Annotated in this window: 21 protein-coding genes; 3 read left to right on the top strand and 18 right to left on the bottom strand. The window is 35.7% G+C overall.

Annotated elements, in window-relative coordinates; all coding sequences use genetic code 11:
• Positions 1-393: 393 nt before the first annotated feature.
• From OQ292_RS37370 to OQ292_RS37330, 10 genes are all read right to left on the bottom strand, one after another.
• Positions 394-1,071: a type 1 glutamine amidotransferase domain-containing protein gene (locus tag OQ292_RS37370; protein WP_284689372.1), complete on the bottom strand. Its 678-nt coding sequence runs from the start codon at positions 1,069-1,071 to the stop codon at positions 394-396.
• Positions 1,072-1,190: 119 nt separating this feature from the next.
• Entirely contained in the window at positions 1,191-1,490 is a 300-nt protein-coding gene (locus OQ292_RS37365) for a putative quinol monooxygenase (RefSeq protein ID WP_284689371.1), read from the bottom strand.
• Entirely contained in the window at positions 1,490-2,257 is a 768-nt protein-coding gene (locus tag OQ292_RS37360) for a type 1 glutamine amidotransferase domain-containing protein (RefSeq protein WP_284689370.1), read from the bottom strand. The genes OQ292_RS37365 and OQ292_RS37360 overlap by 1 nt, the downstream gene beginning before the upstream one ends.
• Positions 2,258-2,359: 102 nt before the next feature.
• On the bottom strand, positions 2,360-3,754 hold the full coding sequence (locus OQ292_RS37355) for an aldehyde dehydrogenase family protein (protein ID WP_284689369.1): 1,395 nt from the start codon (positions 3,752-3,754) through the stop codon (positions 2,360-2,362).
• A 68-nt stretch (positions 3,755-3,822) separates the two neighbouring features.
• Positions 3,823-4,389, bottom strand: a complete 567-nt coding sequence (locus OQ292_RS37350; RefSeq protein ID WP_284689368.1) for a Crp/Fnr family transcriptional regulator — start codon at positions 4,387-4,389, stop codon at positions 3,823-3,825.
• A 252-nt stretch (positions 4,390-4,641) separates the two neighbouring features.
• A complete protein-coding gene (locus OQ292_RS37345; RefSeq protein ID WP_284689367.1) occupies positions 4,642-5,517 on the bottom strand; it encodes an alpha/beta fold hydrolase in 876 nt (291 codons plus the stop codon).
• A 12-nt stretch (positions 5,518-5,529) separates the two neighbouring features.
• Positions 5,530-6,087: a TetR/AcrR family transcriptional regulator gene (locus OQ292_RS37340; protein WP_284689366.1), complete on the bottom strand. Its 558-nt coding sequence runs from the start codon at positions 6,085-6,087 to the stop codon at positions 5,530-5,532.
• A gap of 270 nt (positions 6,088-6,357) precedes the next feature.
• Positions 6,358-6,576 (bottom strand): transposase, encoded by a 219-nt coding sequence (locus tag OQ292_RS41255; protein ID WP_431733812.1) that lies wholly within the window; start codon positions 6,574-6,576, stop codon positions 6,358-6,360.
• Positions 6,570-7,103 carry a transposase gene (locus OQ292_RS37335; RefSeq protein ID WP_284689261.1) on the bottom strand — a complete coding sequence of 178 codons (534 nt, stop codon included), beginning with the start codon at positions 7,101-7,103 and terminating at the stop codon, positions 6,570-6,572. The genes OQ292_RS41255 and OQ292_RS37335 overlap by 7 nt, the downstream gene beginning before the upstream one ends.
• Positions 7,100-7,381 carry a helix-turn-helix domain-containing protein gene (locus OQ292_RS37330; protein WP_284689365.1) on the bottom strand — a complete coding sequence of 94 codons (282 nt, stop codon included), beginning with the start codon at positions 7,379-7,381 and terminating at the stop codon, positions 7,100-7,102. The genes OQ292_RS37335 and OQ292_RS37330 overlap by 4 nt, the downstream gene beginning before the upstream one ends.
• Positions 7,382-7,750: 369 nt before the next feature.
• On the opposite strand from OQ292_RS37330, the gene OQ292_RS37325 reads away from it, so the two are divergent.
• The gene (locus OQ292_RS37325) at positions 7,751-8,761 is read left to right on the top strand and encodes an IS110 family RNA-guided transposase (RefSeq protein WP_284689364.1); all 1,011 of its coding nucleotides are present in this window, start codon (positions 7,751-7,753) and stop codon (positions 8,759-8,761) included.
• Here OQ292_RS37325 and OQ292_RS37320 read toward each other — a convergent pair.
• The 6 genes from OQ292_RS37320 to OQ292_RS37295 all read right to left on the bottom strand — a co-directional run bounded on the left by OQ292_RS37320 (position 8,758) and on the right by OQ292_RS37295 (position 15,610).
• Positions 8,758-9,195: a tetratricopeptide repeat protein gene (locus OQ292_RS37320; protein WP_284689363.1), complete on the bottom strand. Its 438-nt coding sequence runs from the start codon at positions 9,193-9,195 to the stop codon at positions 8,758-8,760. The two genes, OQ292_RS37325 and OQ292_RS37320, sit on opposite strands and share 4 nt — an antisense overlap.
• A 369-nt stretch (positions 9,196-9,564) precedes the next feature.
• On the bottom strand, positions 9,565-11,190 hold the full coding sequence (locus OQ292_RS37315) for a PepSY-associated TM helix domain-containing protein (protein WP_284689362.1): 1,626 nt from the start codon (positions 11,188-11,190) through the stop codon (positions 9,565-9,567).
• A 17-nt stretch (positions 11,191-11,207) separates the two neighbouring features.
• Positions 11,208-11,489, bottom strand: a complete 282-nt coding sequence (locus OQ292_RS37310) for a hypothetical protein (protein WP_284689361.1) — start codon at positions 11,487-11,489, stop codon at positions 11,208-11,210.
• Positions 11,490-11,494: 5 nt separating this feature from the next.
• Positions 11,495-11,830 (bottom strand): hypothetical protein, encoded by a 336-nt coding sequence (locus OQ292_RS37305; RefSeq protein ID WP_284689360.1) that lies wholly within the window; start codon positions 11,828-11,830, stop codon positions 11,495-11,497.
• A 39-nt stretch (positions 11,831-11,869) separates the two neighbouring features.
• A complete protein-coding gene (locus tag OQ292_RS37300) occupies positions 11,870-13,207 on the bottom strand; it encodes a DUF4374 domain-containing protein (protein ID WP_284689359.1) in 1,338 nt (445 codons plus the stop codon).
• Between the two features lie 12 nt (positions 13,208-13,219).
• Positions 13,220-15,610, bottom strand: coding sequence for a TonB-dependent receptor (locus tag OQ292_RS37295; RefSeq protein ID WP_284689358.1), 2,391 nt, complete (start codon positions 15,608-15,610; stop codon positions 13,220-13,222).
• A gap of 189 nt (positions 15,611-15,799) precedes the next feature.
• Between OQ292_RS37295 and OQ292_RS37290 the strand changes: the two genes are divergently transcribed.
• Together OQ292_RS37290 and OQ292_RS37285 are read left to right on the top strand one after the other, a co-directional pair.
• On the top strand, positions 15,800-16,846 hold the full coding sequence (locus OQ292_RS37290; RefSeq protein WP_284689357.1) for a sensor histidine kinase: 1,047 nt from the start codon (positions 15,800-15,802) through the stop codon (positions 16,844-16,846).
• A complete protein-coding gene (locus OQ292_RS37285; protein WP_284689356.1) occupies positions 16,843-17,538 on the top strand; it encodes a LytR/AlgR family response regulator transcription factor in 696 nt (231 codons plus the stop codon). The genes OQ292_RS37290 and OQ292_RS37285 overlap by 4 nt, the downstream gene beginning before the upstream one ends.
• A gap of 161 nt (positions 17,539-17,699) precedes the next feature.
• Here the strand turns inward: OQ292_RS37285 and OQ292_RS37280 are convergent, their stop codons facing one another.
• Both OQ292_RS37280 and OQ292_RS37275 read right to left on the bottom strand, forming a co-directional pair.
• Entirely contained in the window at positions 17,700-18,014 is a 315-nt protein-coding gene (locus OQ292_RS37280; RefSeq protein ID WP_284689355.1) for a nuclear transport factor 2 family protein, read from the bottom strand.
• 22 nt (positions 18,015-18,036) lie between these two features.
• On the bottom strand, positions 18,037-18,831 hold the full coding sequence (locus OQ292_RS37275) for an SDR family oxidoreductase (protein WP_284689354.1): 795 nt from the start codon (positions 18,829-18,831) through the stop codon (positions 18,037-18,039).
• Positions 18,832-18,858 lie beyond the last annotated feature (27 nt).

Here is an 18,858-nt window from a genome sequence, read left to right as displayed (position 1 = left end):
ATTGTTTCTCCCGAAGAGAACTCAATAAATAATGGGCCATCATGTTCAAAAAAAAGTTTCTCTAAAAAACCATTCCAAGAACAATTGATAACATCATATATGGTTTTACCTAACAGATGCTCAAAAATAGAGAGAGCCTTGTAAGGTGTCTATTCTGAATTATAGACTGAAAATTTTAACATAAATGAAGGTTATATTTACGTTCTATTGTGGAAATCTGTAAAAATATAGCAGTAGATACATGTAATTAATATAAGATATTTAATATATACAAGGGCTTATAAAAACCCTTGCATATTATTCCTTTATACAAATGCTGAAAATAAGTGATTTAAAAACTTTAGCATACTGAAATTGTGTCGCATTTTTGATCACATGGTTCGGTATCTATTCTTACAATTTTTTTAATAACATTTCAGCTACAAGCTCAGAAGAAGCTGGGTTTTGACCCGTAATTAATAAGCCATCTTCCAGAGCATATGGAGTCCAGTCATCTCCTTTTGAAAATACACCCCCTTTTTCTTTAAGCATATCTTCTACTAGAAAAGGTACCACATTAGTTAACTGTACCGCCTCTTCCTCAGTATTTGAAAACCCTGTCACCTTTTTGCCATTTACAAGAGGTGTACCATCAGCATTTTTAGTATGCTTAAAAACAGCAGGCGCATGACAAACTGCACTTACAGGCTTCTTATTACTTAAAAACGATTCAATAAGAGCAATTGAATGCGCATCTTCAGCTAAATCCCATAGAGGACCGTGCCCACCGGGATAGAAGATAGCATCATAATCTGCTTGATTAACTGTTGCTAATTCAACCGTTTTAGATAGAATTTCTTGTGTTTCTTTATCGTTATTGAATCTTACTGTTGCCGGAGTTTGAAAATCCGGTTCATTACTTTTGGGGTCGATTGGTGGCTGGCCCCCTTTTGGTGAAGCTATGGTAATATTAACGTCTTTATCTCTTAAGAGATAGTAAGGAGCTGCAAACTCTTCAATCCAAAAACCTGTTTTTTCTCCTGTGTTTCCCAGGTCTTCATGACTTGTCAATACAAATAGTACTTTTTTCATTTTTATTATTTTTTTTGATGTTAATTTAATTTCACTTTGAACACTATTGTTGTTAACACTTTTCTCAGCTTGATTGCGTAAGATGTTTAACTAAGTAATGCTAGATTCTCTACAGAACTTTAGTTTAAAGGTGTAGTGACAATCACCTCTCTTTCTTCCAACAGAGGGACAATTTTACCTAAAACCAATTCCTGGAAATAGGACGAATTACGATGGTCCGAAATAGCGGATTCGTCCGTGTATCCTTCAAATAGTATCAGCGTGTTTTCATCTGAATTACTTTGATGAATTTTATAGAACAGATTGCCTTTTTCTTTGATGCTTTCCTTTTGCACCTCTTTTAAGGCTTGCAAAACTTCCTCTAGCTGACCTTCTCTGACTTTCCATGTAGCAAATACATGAATTGGACTATCGGTCATCACTTGACTTTTTTTTGGTCGTTTTTTTCTAAAATGTCTATCATTTTTTCTGCCACTCCTTTAGCCGAAGCAGGATTTTGCCCAGTCACAAGGTTGCCATCTGCTATACTGTTTGCTGACCAGTTTTCGGCAGCATGGAATTTCGCTCCCTGTTTGGTCAATGCGGCTTCCAATAAAAAAGGCACATCATCAACGGCGTAACTCTTCTCCTCTTCATTGGTAAACGAAGTGATGTTCTTACCCTTGAGTAAATAGGTGCCGTTGCTCAATTTCACATTCAATAAGGATACAGGACCATGACAAACAGCGCCAACAACCGAATTTCTTTCATACGTCTCTCTGATTGCTTCCTTAAGCACGGCATTCTCAGGCATATCCACCATCGGAGCTAGTCCTCCAGGCACAAATACAGCATCATAACTGCTCACATCCACATCGGATAGTTTAGTCGCCTTTTGCATTTCTTCCCATCCTTTCCCTGTTAAAAAGGCAAGGTTTTGAGGATCATTAGCCAAATTAAGCGCATCTAAATAGGTGTTTCCTCCTGTTAAACTGGCGAAATCTATTCGATAATTTGCTTGATCAAATTCGGCATAAGGATGAGCGACTTCAGGTAGAAAAACACCTGTTTTTCTATTATTTGGACCTATCTCATTGGTGTTGGACACAATGAATAGAACGCTCTTTTCTTTTACAGTTTCTTCTTTGGTCTGTCCGTAAGATGAGAAAATCGCAAAAGTCAATATCAGAATAATTACTTTTTTCATTTGACTAACTTTTAATGATTACTAAATTATTTATAGGACAAAACTACATGGAGGATTACTAGTAAAAATTGATCTATGGTAAGAAACAATCTTGATAGGAGGTCAAATATGTTTGCTTTTAAAAACGATCAGTTTTTCCCTTGTCATGTCATCTATTGTTTGTGATATTCCGCCCATACCTATACCAGAAGTATCTCTTCCTCCAAAGGGCATCCAGTCCACTCTAAATGCTGTGTGGTCATTGACCATTACCGCAGTTGCATTTAGCTTTTTTGTAGTCTCCAGAGCAACATCAATATTTTTGGTAAAAACAGATGCTTGAAAGTGGAAATCTAAAGCGTTGCCCTTTTTTATGGCTTCATCCCTGTTTGTATAAGGATATATGCATACAACTGGTCCAAAAATTTCTTCTTTTGATACTTTTGCCTCTTCAGGTGGATTAAATAATATGGTGGGTTGAAAACAAGTAGGTGAAATTTTCTGTCCTCCGATGATGAGTTTAGCTCCTTTTTCGATGGCTTCCTTTACCCAATCTTCCATACGATTTACTTCATTCGGGGAAATAAGCGGCCCCACATCTGTGTTTTTATCCAATGGATTTCCAACAATTAGTCTGTCTGTTGCCTTTGATAATTGGTGTATAAATTTTTCACAAACTTCTTGATGTACATAAATTCTTTGTACGGAAACACAAACCTGACCGGCATGATAAAAAGCCCCTTTTGTCAAATCAGGAATCATTTCATCAAAATCAGCATCACTCTCAACAATTACAGGTGCTGCACCCCCATGTTCTAATGAACATCTTGTACCGGGTGCCAATTTGCTTTTTAAATACCACCCTACTTTTGCGGACCCTATAAAAGAGAAAAAGTTTACTTTGGGATTGATAACCAATGCTTCAGCTGTTTTATCATCACACAATACCACTTGCAACCATCCAGAGGGCAATCCTGCTTCCTCGAGAATATCTGCAAGCACAAGACTTGATAGCGGCGTCAATAAAGATGGCTTAAAAATTACTGGGCAACCAGCCGCAATTGCGGTAACTATTTGATGAATAGCCAAGTTCAATGGATGATTAAACGCACTAATGGAAACTACTACGCCAATAGGTTCCTTTTGTGTAAAAGATATTCTATGTAAAGAAGCCTCTGAAAGCTCCATGGGTACTTGCTCACCTTTCATTTGTGAGATGTGTTCAGCAGCTAATTTCACACCTTTAATAGCTCTTTGTACCTCTGCTTTTGAATCCTTATAAGGTTTTCCACCTTCATTTGTTACTATCAAAGTCAACTCTTCTATACGATCACTCATTAGCAAAGTGGTCCTTTCCAATATTTGAATTCTTTGATATGGGGGAATCCATTGAGCCTGATTTTCAAATAAGTTATGAGCAGTATTTAAAATATTGCTTACAGACTCTTTGTCTATTAGAGGTAATTCCCTAATAAGATTCTGGGTATACGGTGAGGTTATTTCAATGCTCTTGTTCATATAATTTCGTTTTAGAATTGCGAAACTATATGGAAAGCACTGTAGAAAAATTGATGTAGGGTAAGAAACTATTTCTGAGCAATTTCTTTTCGAATTCTACTCAGACTTTCTGTGGTGATTCCTAAGTAAGATGCTATATGATAATTTTTTACACTCTTTTCTATGTTTGGGTAAGTTCGAATAAAGGACGTGTATCTTTCTTTTGCAGATTGAGACAGGTTAGATATGATTCTCTTCTGAAAGGCTGCAAAACCCTTTTCCATTTTTTTTCTAAAGAAAGTTTCGAGTTGAGGTACTTGATCATATAATACTTCCATGTTTTTGCGAGAGATTTTATAGACAACCGCATCCTGAATGCACTCAATAGTCATTATCGCTTCAGTTGTTGTAAAAAACGCTGTATAATCACTTATCCACCAATCTTTAATGGCAAATTGTAATGTGTGCTCTTTGCCAGAGTTGTCTAAAAAATAGGTTCTAAGGCACCCTTCACAAACGTAGTATTGATTATAAACCACATCATAAGTACGGAAAAGTATATCGCCTTTTTTAAGTTTCTTTTTCTCTAACTTCTCTGCGACAAAATTGCTCTCTTCGGTTGAAAAAGAGATTTCTCTAAAGACTTCTAATAGCATAACATTTTCGGTTTTTATTAAAATTAGGAGCCTGATAGCCTGAATTTTCTATAAATATAGTAAAATACAACTATCAACAACTCCTCAACGAAACGTGTATGAAATGTAGGTATTTCCAAACTGGGTGCTTACCCTCCAAAACTAATTTCTATAAAAACCTGAAGCTTTCTGAAAGCACATACCATCTTATGTTCTCATACCTGTCGTTGTGAGCAGCTTATATTAACCTTATATGAATTGGGATAGTTAGATTTACTTTAGGAAATCTAAGATTGCATTGGCAATTTGCTCGGGTTTCTCCTCATGAACAAAATGTCCAACACCCTCTACTTGCATCATTTCATGCTCTAAAACATGCTGAGACAGGAAACTATCTAGAATTTCAAAATTAGACGATGACGCAATTCCTTTGGTTGAATTTTTGATTTTTGGATAGGTCTTCTGTTCCGAGATATCCTGACCGAAGGCCTGATACCAAGCATTGGATGCTCTTATGTTTTCTTTGTTATTATAGTGTTGAAGGTACACGGAACGGTCAAAATCACTAATTGCTTCTTTATTAACAAGTAGCTTATCTAAAAGATGATCCAACAATAATCCAAAACGTCCTTCTAGCAGTTGTGCAGGCAAATCTCTTACCTGATTGAAAGCTACCCACCAGGGATATACTGGAGTGCCAACTGGCAGCATAGGAAGCCGGTACATATTTTCATCGGGTGGAGGAGTATCCAAAAGGATTAGTCTGTTGATGCTTTCCGGATGATTAGCCGCAAAAGCATAAGCTACATTGGCGCCAATATCATGCCCGGCCATGTGTACCCTGTCATATCCTAAAGCTGCTACTAATCCTTTAATATCATTGGCCATATTCTTTTTAGAATATCCTTCCAAAGGCTTATCACTATCTCCCATTCCACGTAAATCTACCACAATGACTGTATGCTTTTCAGCCAGAGCAGGCATAATATGGTGGAAAGACCACCAAGTCTGAGGCCAACCGGGCAACAAAACCAATGGCTCTCCGCTTCCTCCAATAACATAGTGAAGATGTATGTCATTCACTTTTAGAATATGACTGGAGAAACCCGGCATTTTTCTAATGAGACTTTCTGTTGAGTATTGATTCATTTTGATATGGTTTTATTCTTTTAATCCAATGGCTCCTTTAAAGGAAATCCAGGCAAACTTTTTACTATCGTTTCTGGCAACATCTCCCGCCTCAACGGCATAAATGGAAGTCTCAATGATTGATCCGTACAAATCAAAAATCCAGGGGATCGTTAACACATGGTTAATACGCTTTTCTTCTTGAAGGCCTTTCATGATTTTTAACCATTTTGATTTAACGTTATCGGATTCAAATTCCTTTTTGGCATCTACATCTGAAAAGTTGCTGCGCTTATACATTCGTTTGATAAAGACGTAATTAGCTCCCTGCTCAATGGCTGCAAAAAGCATATTCCTTACTTTTATTATTGCGTCATTATCACTTTCGTAGGCCTCATTCATGGCTTTATTACAACTGTTGAGCATCTCGTTTTTGCAAGATTCTAATAAGTCCTGACGATTTTCAAAATATCGATGCAGCGTTCTACGAGACACACCTGCTTCCTCAGCAACTTTTTCCAGCGTTTCGGATTCGTTGTTCAGAAAACATGTGACTGCCGCAGCTATAATTTTGTTTTTTGCGTTTGACATGTCACAAATATACGCATAATGTCTCAATGATGTGACATTTATTGAAATAAATTTTCACCCCGATTGACTGAATTCAATACAATATTAAGAATAGCCTTATAGCAATTAACAAATAAGGTTACTTGGAAGGCTTTTCAGTCTTACTGAGAGGTTCTATTATATTGCCTACAACAGTTGTGTAACACCTTTATCTTATCTCAATAATCCTAACTAACCTGTGGACTCACAATACCTTCTACACCTTTTTGACTTGCAGCAATATATAAGTACCTAATAAAAAGAAATCGAGTATTTAGATCCGTAATTTTCAAGGATTTCTATAATCCTTTGATGTAGTGTATTTTGGGATTGATAATCTTTCGGTTCTAGCCAATAATATTTCATCTGCCGCCATAGGATTTCTATTTTATTTAGTTCTGGACTATAGGCAGGGATAAATTGTAAGTATAGCCCTTTTTCACGCCATTCGGTTAACTTATCTTTTACAATTTTTGCCTTATGTACTGGTGCATTCCATGCCGGGCATTATCTAATATTACTACTGTTTTATTATTGATTCTTTCACTTAAATTAGATAATACTTCAACCACTGTTTTTGCTGTACATGCCTCTGGCATAATATATCCGTAAAACCTTTGTTTGTGGATATTAAGTGTACCCAAAACCGTCCAGTTAGAGGAACTACGTTTAGCAGGAAGCAGAATCTGCTGTCCTATTGGCTGCCAACCATAAGGCACATTTGGATTTAAGTTAAAGCTCGATTCATCCATAAACATCAAATCTATCGTTCCTTCTTTTGCTTGTTGCTCTAGAGAGTTTAATTCCGATTTGAAAAATTCAAAAAGTAATTCATCTCTTTCAGGTTTCAAGCTCTTTCTATAGCGTTTCCATACCAGTTTATGTCTTTTGAAAATACCCTTCAGTGTTTCTATATGGCAACTTTTGCCTGTACTATTGATCACTTCTTGAAGAAATACTTTTAGCCTTTGGATGCCCAAAGAGGCTTTTTGGATCATTTTTTTTCTTCTTCTGCTAAATAGATTCGTCTTCGACCACTTTTAGGGAGATTAGCTAAGTTGTCCATTTTACCTTTATCCCAGCGGTTAAACCACCGAGATACAGTATCACGATTTACTTCTAATATATCCACAATTTGTTCCATGGTATAACCTTTTATACTCAGTAGTAAACCTTCTATTCGAACAGATTCCTGTCTGCTCATAGGTTGTTTCAATTGTGCTTTTAACAATTTAACTTCTTCTTCACTTGCTTTGATAAATCGGTGTTGTCTCATAGATCAAAGCTATCCATTTTTTTAATACTTTATTTCTTTTTTGTTATTACTTAAAGTAGATGATGTATTTACTCCATCTAAATCAGATTTCATTTTTAATGCTTTAAAATAGTATTTAAGAGCACCTTAGATTTGAGTGATTGTATTATTTAAAGAGAAGCGATTAACTTTAATAGTAGATTTCTTTTGGTCAAGAGGGGAACAAGTGAACCAACTTAAGACCTTGGAAAAGATTCATCCCACTGCTAGGTACTTGTTTCCCCCCTTCTGAACCTAGACCTGTATAAGAGTTTGTTACCCTTTAAGGTGGTTAGGTAATGGTTCAGTTTTTTGACCTCAATTTTTTTGCTCAAACAAATTAAAATAAAAATGAAACAGTTTAAAAATTTTATCGGCATAGATATCAGTAAGGATACACTGGATATATGCCTGCTTAGAGGCAATGGTGAAACAGTGTTTTTCAAATGGGAAAATAATATAGCTGTTATCAGTGAACAGTTAGGATACCTATACCAAACTTATGAACTGGACAAACAGGACACATTGGTATGTGCTGAATCCACAGGGCACTTCGGCAATAAACTCATCAATGTATGTGGTACTGAAAAGTTGAACCTATGGGTAGAACAAGCTTATAATATTCTTCGCTCACAAGGACTGGCAAGGAACAAGAATGATAAACTCGATGCCCAACGAATTGCTGAATATGGTAAGAGGTTCAACGACAGGGCAAGGCTTTACATCCCTGATAACCATAATGTTAAGCTATTGGAAAGACTCAATTCTGAAAGGGACCTGATCGTAAAGGACATTGCCAAGTACCGTGGGCAACTCAAACAGGAAGCAGGTTTTTTTGATGAAAGTTACTTCAAGGAGAAAAAGAAAAGGCTTCAAAAACTCATCAAGTACAATCAAAAAATACTCTTGGAAGTAGAAAAAAGGATAGATCAGGTAATAGAAAGCGATGAGCAGATAAAGAACAATGTGGAGAAGATGACCAGTATCGAGGGTATCGGCCCAAGGACTGCTGTGGCGACCATTATCGCAACGGGTAACTTTACCAAGTTCGATAATCCTAGAAAGTTTGCTTGCCATGCAGGTTGTGCCCCTTTTAGACAGCAATCGGGGTCAAGCCTGAACTCAAGGAATAAGGTCTCCCAAAGGGCCAATAAGTACCTGAAAAAAACCTTCCATATGGCAGCTTTATCAGTGGTGAGTTCCAAAGGGGAACTCGGGCGCTACTTTGAAAGAAAAGTAGCTGAAGGAAAAAACAAGATGACCGTTATAAATGCCATTAGGTCAAAGCTTATACATAGGATTTTTGCCGTAGTCAAACAAAATAGGAAATATGAAAAAAATTATATCAACACACTTGCTTAATCCATAAGAGTAGTGAGGTAATCAGCTTTTGCTAAATAAACATATCCGAAATTATGTGTGGTATAAGCCTCACTTTTACGATTATTTGTATTTTTAAATATTGTAATGGCTTTCTTATATAAGTCCAATGCACTCTCATGCATGCCAGAATGGGCATAAACTGAACCTAAATCATCATAGGCTGCCCCTAATTGATCTCTATGGCCTATTTCTTTAGCATATGCTATTGCTTGGTTTCCATATAAAACTGCACTATCAAAATTTAGAGTACCATTATAATAACACAAATCTCTTAATACTCTTACTTTTTCTTCTCCGGTTACATTTGGCAAACTTTTCTTTAAACTGTCAATTTTTAATTGAATTTGAGCTGGACTAGATATGGATATTAGCAGTAAAATAGAAAAAATAAGAAGAGTTACTTTTTTTTGCATTTCAGTAAATTAGCGTATCTCTTTTTAATTAATAATTTATCTGATTGAGTAGAATAATATCTTTTTTTCACGAAAAAAATGGAATATATTGTTTTTGGCAATACTTTAGATTTTCTTAGACTGTCCAATTAAGTCCAGATTCCTCTTGTTTTTCTTTGCCGTTGTATTGGAACTTGTGATCAGGAATGCCTTGTTTTTCGATGCCGGCCATGTTCATACTGAATTGGTAACAATTAAAGGCCACGATTTGGCCTTTGACTCTGTAGAAAGGTGATTACTCTCTCCTATTCTGGCTTGGCAGAAGAAGAGAAATACTTAAAGGGGACTATGTAGATTTTGTTACGTACCAAAATCCATTGATAAAATCATTTATGAGAATACATTCCTGTTTTTTTCTACTTTCCTCCGAACTACGTTCTTCTTTTGGGGTTTGATTTTAAAAGCTAGCCAGAGTGTGATTATTCCAGCAATCATCCAAGTAATATCTACAAAAAATGAATCTGGATGGCCTATCCCCAGCGATTTCCAAAACCACATGCCTGAGTGAAAACCATTAAACACTGGAATGAGAATCCCCATTAAACCAGCGAGTAAAAGTGCATTTCGATTAATTTTATAATTGCTTTTGATGATAAACGAATAGGCGGTGTATACAACCCAAAAAGTAAGAAACAACCAACTAATCCATGTAAATCGATGTTCCATACCATTAGGAAGTGTCTTTGTCAAAAGAAACATGAATGCTATGGCTGGGTAAAGCCCCATGCATGAACCCAGATAAATGGCTCCAACATTTTGATTAAACCTAGCTTTGTGCAGATAGCTTTTTTTATCACGAGCTGTAAGCCAGATCATCACACCAGAAATAATAACTACACAGGTTAGCAAAGACAAAAGGAAATACAACACTTTTATTAAAATACCTCCGTAATTACCAAAATGAATGATATGAATGAAGTCCCAAGAGGCCACAGCATACGGAGGAATATCAGCAACAGCTTTATATTCCAACAGTTCTCCATCTGAAAGTTGATAAACAAACTTGGCATAGTTAAAAACACCCTCAATTTTCTTAGAATCAACAAAAATTTCTACGTACGCATTTCGGTCGTGGTAGTTATGAATCTCAGTATAAACACTCGTAACCTCTCCTTCTGAAAATTCAGCTAATGCTTTATCTACCTGATCATTGATTGAAATCTCTTTCGGATTGTAAGCCGTTTGAAAACTTCCAACCTCAAAAGACGGGTAAATATCATTAGACATAGCCTCTGTATCTCCATTGTACACAAACTTTTCCATTGGAGCACCTAGCAAAATGAGCAAGCAAAAAATTGCCCCGGTAATGGCATACATTATTTGAAAAGGAAGGCCAATTACTCCCAAAGCAGTATGTGCATCAGTCCAGAGGTTTTTGAGGGATGACTTTAAGCGAAAAGTAAAGAAATTAGGTGCGATTTTTTTCCAATGAACAATCACTCCCGTAATAGTAGCAAATAGAAAGAAAACCGATACTAAACCAGCTAGAATACGACCAGCAGTTGGGATTTGATCGAAAAAATGAAGTTCGTAAAGGAAAGTACCCAGTGTCTTTTGAGGTTTGACATTTTTTGAAGCTGCCTGTCGATAAGTATTTTGATCAAGTTGAAAATTAAAACTACCACTAGCCACCGAATCGGGAAGTAAACCAAGATTGCTTTTCTTTAATGTAGTATCAGTTAAAGCCTGAGAGCGAACAATAATTTGATCGTGGTAATAATAGATATTTAAAGACCGTCCGTGCATATCATATCCTGCTGCTGTTACTTGGGCAATGGCTTTATCATAATCCAAAACCTTTAAACCATGCCTTTTCTCATTAGCCTCCCAATGGTCTATATTTTCCATAAACAACGAAAAAGCTCCAGCAAAAAAAATCACATATAGTCCAATACTAATGATAATGCCACTTACGGTATGGGTATTAAAGAAAACATTGTAATTTCGATTACTCATGACTTTTTGAATTTTGTCTATTGACCTAAAGAAATGGCAATTGTACATACTAAAGTAATTGCTCCGAGGAGTGTCCAAGCCTGCCAAACTTTAGGAACCCAGTAAGTTACAATCATAAACGCAACCCAAATAACAAAACCCGAGTAAACGGCAGTAGGTATGATCACTGACCTGTCTGTCCAGATAGCCAATGCCATATGGAAACTTATAGAGGCTAACAAACCACCTAAAATGGCCGCTGACAGTTTACCAAATTTAATCCATAATGAACTTGAAATATACTTTTTATTTGCAGGCATAATCCTTAAACCAATAATGTATTCATTTCAATAATCGCAACAAGCAAAAATGCTAAAGCCAAATGTGGCCATTTGATCACTTGGAATGGTAGAAAAAGAATAATCAAACTTGCTAAAACCATCCATAATGATAAACTGGTAAAGATACCAACACCCAAACCGACTTTGTAGGTTAATATAATAGTGCTGACCAAGAAAGTGAGTCCTGCTATGACCACAGCTAAGACTTGCTTGTTTTTTAAAAAAAGCATTATGCCTTTTTTCTCAATTTCTACCCGGTCTGAAACTGCATAAAGACAATAGATTGATATAAAAGAAAGACATAATGCTATGGTGATCATATTCTTAATTTTTAAATGTTCTAAGCTAAAAAAGAGAGATTAAAAATTAGTGAACAGTGCATTTATATATACATTACTTCCGTCTAATGTAGCGCCTTTTGTAAATCCGTCGGCTCCACCACCAATCGTAATTTCATAGATATTAGCCTCTCCTCCGGTAATGCTCACAGGGATGTAGAATTTTCCATCCTCTACACAATTTAAAGAGAAGATATCCCTAAATGATGCTTTTGGTAAATTTAACTCTGTTACGGTATTGGCTTCAAGATCGATTTCTACTAATGTTCCTGTGTTTTGCAATAAATCACCCCATTCCGGAGTATCAGCTACACGTAATACATTGGCATAAGCTATACCGTCACCAGCATACCAAGCATTCCAAATGGCAATAGGCTCATCATATTCTGCTGAAACATCAAGAAGGTAAGAGTCATCATATTCTCCATCTACTATTCGTACAAATACTGAAGGCTTATCAGCTACTTCATCATTTTCATACCAGAGTGAACTAGTCATATTGTACTGGTAAATATCTCCATTTTCGGTAACGAAAGACCCATTGGTACGGTAGCCTGAAGTTTGACCTGCAGAAACAGTTGATACCAATATTTCTGGGTTTGCCATAGAAGGATAATCATATTTCACAGTAACCAAAGAGTCGGTGAACTGTGTCCAAGTGGCCTCATCACCATATAAGGATCCAAAATAGATTTCGTCGCCTTGCACAACTGCATTTGCCCATAAGTTGCTCTTATTACCAATGGTAGGAGTAGAAATAAATCCGCTGCTAGTGGCACCAAACGTCTCTAGGTCTATAATAGCATATGGTATTTCGCCTTCACTTGGGTTAGATAGTAAGAGAATCTCGCTGTCATCTACTACTTGTATGTATCTAAAGAAACCACCTGGAGTTAATGCAGAGTTAGAAATTGCCTCTACCTCAACTGGGCCGCTCTCTGTTAATTCGTACTTTTCTGTTAAGCCTTCTGTGTTGTTAAGAATATAAAGATATCCATCTACACTAACAGATAAGTTCGCCCATCCTTCAGACCCATTTCCCACAATAGATATTGAACCAGACATTAAATCATCAGTTGTAATGTAATATCCTTCTTCATCAACACCTGCGCTAACTGTATATTTAGTATTTACAGGAGCAAGTGCATCATTATCGTCATCGCTATTGGCTACATATCCTTCTGGTTGATCACAAGCCTCCATTGATGAGTTCGGATCACCCAAACCATCACCATCTACATCCGCATACCATGTAGACTCAATACAAGGTTCATCATCTTCGTCACATGCGACAAAGGTTGTTGTTATTGTTAAGAATAAGCAATTAAAAATTAGTTTAGCTAGTTTGTTTTTTTTCATAGTTATTAAAAATTAATTCTGTTTTATATGATAATTGATTTTAAAAAAAATGGCTCTCCCTGGTTTTTGAAGAAGAAAATTGTCATAAACCTGTTCATTAAATATATTGGAAACATCCACAGACAAAATCAGCTTTTCAGAAGGAAAGGTGTATCCAACACCCGCATCGAATACCAGCTGAGAAGGGACAATACTTTTGTTTTCTGCACTTCCCAAACTTGGCCATCGAAGATAAAATTGATGCACATAACCAGATTGGAAATAGGTAAAAAACCTAGAATTTTCTTGAATCAGGTTCATTGCGTTATATTCCAAACCTGCATTTGCCATTAAGTAAGGCGTATTTCTCAGTCTGTCACCATAGACTATATTTTCTCTTCCATTTTCGTCTGTTTTCTGGTTGTTTCTAAAGTCCAGATAAGTCCCGTTTAGACTAAATTTTAATTTTTGATCAAAATCATAGACTACATCAATCTCAGCTCCTGATCCATTCACTTTTCTAATATTTTCATACTGTCCAATTTCTTGGCCTCCTTCCACTAAAAGTTGTAGCTTGTCTGAGACTTCTCTGTAAAAAGTATTCAAAGCTATTTTTACTCTATGACGAGCTCCAATTTCAAACCTTCCTAGTACGGTTCCAATGTTCGCATTAAAGCTTTGTTCAGGTCTTATTGAAGGGTTGTTTTCTATAGTAACTCCATCGCCCAGCGCCTCTGTTGCACTTGGTAATCTTGTGGCTTGCTCTAAAGAAAACTTAATTAAAACATTAGGAACTATTTGATAGGACGTCGCAAAACCTCCTCCCCAGTTAGATACATTATTCTTATGTTCTACAGTTTCATATTCTGTAGTGTAAACCAGATCATTAATAGAGGAATTGAAACCATATTTTTTTAAGAAAACATTGGCATGAAGCTTATCATTAAGTTTTATAGTTTCGAGTGATAAACCGGCAAAGTGAGAACCTATTTTTTGAGGCTCTAAATATGGGATTCTATACGATGGTGAAAATGGGTCTTCTCCTGTACGATTCGTGCCTGAATACAAATAATTAAATCCTAGTTTTAGATCTAAGGGCAATTGATAAGTAGCATTAAATCTATAAATTTCAGACTTGTCTGTGAGAGTAAATAAAGACTTACTACCTCCTCGACCTATTTCTCCTCCAGAGGGATTCGTTCCAATTTGTTGTCCCCGCCAATCATATCGGTTAGTTGTTGTATCTACTAAAGTCCCCTCTGTATATGAATATCCGGCAAAAGCATTAACATCTAATCCTTTGATTATTAAATCCTTTTTTTGATAGGTAATACTTGGCATAAGTACCCGTTCATTGTTGCGCATTTCACCATACACATGTCCCATGGTTTGACCAGTTTGCACACCCTGTTTTTGGTCTGAAGCTAAAACGCTAACAAAAAATTGGTCTGCCCATTTTTTTTGAGTGAACCCAATATCAAATTTGACTGTGGTTGTTTGAAAATCGTCATTAAATCTTTCTGCTGGATTATCTTTGGTAAAATAAATTGCCTTACCTGTATTCTCTTCTCCATAAAAAACACCTTCTCCCCATACTTTGTAATTGTTGTCTGAATAGGTATAAAAAGTGGAAAGTCTAGTAGTGAGACCAGAGTTAGTTCTCCATTGTCCATTTATGGCTGCTTGGTGAGTATTGAAAGAGCCAAAGGAATATGAAAAAGAAGCGAAATTTGATGTATTTTTATCGGTTACTAAATTAATAGCACCGCCCAGAGCGTCAGATCCTAATTCAACAGGCACCACCCCTTTGTAAATATCGACACGTTCTATAAGAGATATGGGTATGTTATTGATAGAGTAAGAAGAACCAAAATAATCCATCGGGATACCATCAATAAAAAAACGGATGGCATTACCTGACATTCCATCTAGTGAATAGTTAAAATCTGATCCCATTCCTCCTGATCTTCTTACTCGTACGCCTGCTGTTCTGCCTATAACATTGTTGAGTTCAAGACTCTGAGATTTAATTTTTTGTGTTTCTATAGCCTCTACACTAAATCCTTGCTTTTCTATAATTGTGGCTTCAGTTTCTGCTGTAACTTGTACCACATTGAGTTCTGTGGCATGTTCCTCTAGTTGGATAGCTAAATTTTTGGAACTAAAAGACTGATCTACTTGCTGTTCTTTACTTTCAAAACCAATAGCTGAAAAAACTAAGATTGCATTGTTCTCCCCTATTTCCAGTTTAAACCTGCCTTCAAAGTCAGTGGAAACTCCTACCGATTTCCCTTTTATTACAACATTTACACCCGGAATCGCTTCACCTTGCAAATTTGTTACGATGCCAGAAACACTATAACTCTGTGCTTGTACCTGTAATGTACCTATTAAACATACTATAGTTAGTACTATACTTTTCATTGGATTTTTTAAACAATATGCTGAAGTTCTAATGAGATTATAGTATATTGCATTCCATTTATTTAGACTAATTACAAATAACAAAGCTCATAATTAAGATGGAATTAAGCAAAAAAAATAGGTCAACGACAGATAAATCCGACCAACGACATATGCATTTTAAAATGATAAAAGATTAATGGAGTCGTGATGTCTTTAGCCAATTTTTTTGAGCATAACTATCGAGAGCTTATTTATCAATTAATCATTATTATGGTAGTGTTCATTTTCTTCTCACACAATCAAGAAGGAACTGAACAAGTATCTTTTCATTCACTTTTTGCTCCTTACAAATTTGCATTCTATACAAATTACCTTGTCGGGTCTTTAGTGATTAATTATTTGTTGTTGCCGTTTCTCTATTACAAAAAGAAACCATTGCTTTTCACCTTGCTAGTAATAATTGTACTGGTATTAATTGTTTTAGTAGATGAGTTTGTCTTGGAACAAATATATTTTTCAGACACTAGAGGTACTTATTTTCCAGGCGTTTCATTTACAATAATAGAGACTTTGCCCATTATTTTAATTTTTGTATTATTTAAGTTAGCCTGGGATTTTAACCGCAAACAACGGGAATTAAATGAGTTAAAAAGCTTAGTACAGGAGAGCGAAATTAAATTTTTAAAATCGCAGATCAATCCCCATTTTCTGTTTAACAACCTCAATAATTTATATGCAAAGGCATTAAAAAACTCTCCTAAAACGCCAAATATAATCCTAGAACTGTCTTCTGTTTTAAGGTTTATGCTTTATGATAGTAAAGAAAATTATATTACATTATCGCGTGAATTTGAGCATCTAAAAAATTATACCTCACTATATATTTTACAAATTGAAAACAGAGGAGATGTTTGTTTTGATACAGATTTGGAATCAGATCAGTTTGTTATTTCTCCACTCCTATTGGTTGTTTTTGTAGAAAACGCCTTTAAACATAGCACTGGAAGCCAGTCTGGTAATATTAGGATTTCTATTAACACAAAAGTAACAAAAGATGGTTTGCTCACTTTTATTTGTGAAAATAACTACTCGACCAGATATAAGGCCAATCAAACAGCCAGTGGAATTGGACTTGAAAACATAAAAAAACGCCTGAAACTGTTGTACCCAAATAAGCATGACCTGAGCATTGTAAATGAAGAAGACATTTTTAGGGTTGTATTAGAATTACAATTAAAACCGCTAGAAAAATGATGACTTGTATAATCGTAGAAGATCAAGGGCCTGCCCAAGAAATATTAGAAGAATATATTAAGCAAGTAAAAACGTTACAACTAGTGGCAACTTTTACAGACGTTTTAGAAGCTAGAGATTTTTTGAAATCCAACCCTATTGACTTGCTGTTTTTAGATATCAACTTGCCAATAATGTCGGGTATGGATTTTCTAAGAAAAGAAGAGCAAACTCCTAAAACTATTCTCACTACAGCTTATTCTGAATTTGCACTAGAATGCTTTGAATACAATGTGATTGATTATTTGTTAAAGCCATTTTCATTTGATCGCTTTGTAAAAGCAGTGAAAAAAGCATCAGTGACAGAGACAAAACATAACCCATCAAGCAAAGATGCAATTGATAAACATTCCATTATGTATGTAAAATCAGGAACCGAACTCCTCAAGTTAGATGCAAATGATATTTTGTTCATTAAATCTGATGGAGACTATACTAAGGTAATTACCCATACTGAAAAACATCTAGCCTCTCATTCTTTAAAAGAGTGGACAGAAAAACTTGATGAGAATTTTATTCAAGTACATCGGTCATACATTGTTCATATGAGATATATTCTAAAAGTATCTAATAATAAAATTCGTGTAGGAAAAGAATTAGTCCCGATAGGTCGGGTATATAAAAATACATTTAAGAAACAATTAAATAGTTGATGCTAAAGGAATTATCATCATTTTTATAGTTTTAAAACTTTAACTTAATAGCCCATTATATGCTTATTCAAGTTTTTAATGCAAAATTTGTTAGATATATAAATTAACCTCATCCTTGTGAATATTTTTTTACTGCAAGGCATTTAATACCTTAACAGTTGTCATACAATTTCCAGCGATTCAATTAACTCGTCTTTAAATTCATAATGATAAGTTAATGTAAGCGGACTTCCCGGAAAGGTACCTGAAATCTCAGCTTTTAAGGTCTGTTGGGCTTCTGAATATTCAAGCGGTTTCATTGTTATTTGATATTCCTTGTTGGCTTTTTCTATCCAATTTTTTATTTCTGCTTTACCGTTGTGTGTTTTCCCTTCGTCAAAAACCACGGCTGTTTTGGTAAAACAATTAGCGTAAGCTGTACTGTCAAAATTGTCCTGTGCTTTTACTAAGTCTGCTATTACTTTTGGTAAATTCATTGTTTAACTTTTTTGATGATGATTAAATTGTTGGAATCGTTCCGCCATCGATTACAAATGTCGTACCTGTCAAATAATTGGCTTTTGGTGAAACTAAAAAACCAATCAATTCGGCAACTTCTTTAGGTTGTGCTGGCCTACCAATAGGTATTCCGCCTAATGCGTCCATTACACTTTGAGTGGCTTGTTCTTTGGTAGTATTTGAGCTTTCTGCAATACGTTCCATCATTTTTTCTGCAGATGTAGTCATAATCCAACCTGGTGAAACCGTCAAAACTCTTACACCTTTTGGCGAAACTTCATTCGACAAACCTTTGCTATAATTGATTAATCCTGCTTTTGCAGCTGCATAAGGTAAAGTAGAATCGTAAAGCGGCAACTTACCTTGAATGGAAGCAATGTGAATAATCACGCCACTTTTCTGCTCAAGCATTTTAGGTAAAAATCCCCTGTCTAAACGAACCGGTGCAAGCAAATTTGTTTGAATGGAATGTTCCCACGCTTCATCTGTCAAAACTGAAAAACCACCACCTTTTGTTTCAGAACCACCCAAGTTGTTTATCAAAATGTCTAATCTCCCATATTTTGCTAATACTTCTTCAACTACTTTTTCTGTTCCGGTTGAAGTACTTAAGTCTGCTGAAATGAAATGCAATTCATCGTTAGCGGTTTCAGGTGTATTTCTTGCCGTAATAATTACTGTTGCACCTGCATTTAAAAGTCGCTCGGCAATCGCTTTTCCTGTCCCTTTTGTCCCTCCTGTTACCAATGCAATTTTGCCCGATAACTCTTTGTTGAAATTAAATACTTGTTCCATTGGCTGATATGTTTAGGACAAATTTCC

Origin of the sequence: Chondrinema litorale (assembly GCF_026250525.1) — a bacterium.
Lineage (GTDB): Bacteria > Bacteroidota > Bacteroidia > Cytophagales > Flammeovirgaceae > Chondrinema > Chondrinema litorale.
The sequence above is the reverse complement of the archived record's forward strand: the minus strand, read 5'-3'. Positions and strand labels throughout refer to the sequence as shown.

Excerpts from the sequence above, each read along its gene's own strand:
- OQ292_RS37370 (WP_284689372.1), bottom strand. The coding sequence starts at position 1,071 with ATGAAAAAAGTACTATTTGTATTGACAAGTCATGAAGACCTGGGAAAC.
- OQ292_RS37365 (WP_284689371.1), bottom strand. The coding sequence starts at position 1,490 with ATGACCGATAGTCCAATTCATGTATTTGCTACATGGAAAGTCAGAGAA.
- OQ292_RS37360 (WP_284689370.1), bottom strand. The coding sequence starts at position 2,257 with ATGAAAAAAGTAATTATTCTGATATTGACTTTTGCGATTTTCTCATCT.
- OQ292_RS37355 (WP_284689369.1), bottom strand. The coding sequence starts at position 3,754 with ATGAACAAGAGCATTGAAATAACCTCACCGTATACCCAGAATCTTATT.
- OQ292_RS37350 (WP_284689368.1), bottom strand. The coding sequence starts at position 4,389 with ATGCTATTAGAAGTCTTTAGAGAAATCTCTTTTTCAACCGAAGAGAGC.
- OQ292_RS37345 (WP_284689367.1), bottom strand. The coding sequence starts at position 5,517 with ATGAATCAATACTCAACAGAAAGTCTCATTAGAAAAATGCCGGGTTTC.
- OQ292_RS37340 (WP_284689366.1), bottom strand. The coding sequence starts at position 6,087 with ATGTCAAACGCAAAAAACAAAATTATAGCTGCGGCAGTCACATGTTTT.
- OQ292_RS37335 (WP_284689261.1), bottom strand. The coding sequence starts at position 7,103 with ATGATCCAAAAAGCCTCTTTGGGCATCCAAAGGCTAAAAGTATTTCTT.
- OQ292_RS37330 (WP_284689365.1), bottom strand. The coding sequence starts at position 7,381 with ATGAGACAACACCGATTTATCAAAGCAAGTGAAGAAGAAGTTAAATTG.
- OQ292_RS37325 (WP_284689364.1), top strand. The coding sequence starts at position 7,751 with ATGAAACAGTTTAAAAATTTTATCGGCATAGATATCAGTAAGGATACA.
- OQ292_RS37320 (WP_284689363.1), bottom strand. The coding sequence starts at position 9,195 with ATGCAAAAAAAAGTAACTCTTCTTATTTTTTCTATTTTACTGCTAATA.
- OQ292_RS37315 (WP_284689362.1), bottom strand. The coding sequence starts at position 11,190 with ATGAGTAATCGAAATTACAATGTTTTCTTTAATACCCATACCGTAAGT.
- OQ292_RS37310 (WP_284689361.1), bottom strand. The coding sequence starts at position 11,489 with ATGCCTGCAAATAAAAAGTATATTTCAAGTTCATTATGGATTAAATTT.
- OQ292_RS37305 (WP_284689360.1), bottom strand. The coding sequence starts at position 11,830 with ATGATCACCATAGCATTATGTCTTTCTTTTATATCAATCTATTGTCTT.
- OQ292_RS37300 (WP_284689359.1), bottom strand. The coding sequence starts at position 13,207 with ATGAAAAAAAACAAACTAGCTAAACTAATTTTTAATTGCTTATTCTTA.
- OQ292_RS37295 (WP_284689358.1), bottom strand. The coding sequence starts at position 15,610 with ATGAAAAGTATAGTACTAACTATAGTATGTTTAATAGGTACATTACAG.
- OQ292_RS37290 (WP_284689357.1), top strand. The coding sequence starts at position 15,800 with ATGTCTTTAGCCAATTTTTTTGAGCATAACTATCGAGAGCTTATTTAT.
- OQ292_RS37285 (WP_284689356.1), top strand. The coding sequence starts at position 16,843 with ATGATGACTTGTATAATCGTAGAAGATCAAGGGCCTGCCCAAGAAATA.
- OQ292_RS37280 (WP_284689355.1), bottom strand. The coding sequence starts at position 18,014 with ATGAATTTACCAAAAGTAATAGCAGACTTAGTAAAAGCACAGGACAAT.
- OQ292_RS37275 (WP_284689354.1), bottom strand. The coding sequence starts at position 18,831 with ATGGAACAAGTATTTAATTTCAACAAAGAGTTATCGGGCAAAATTGCA.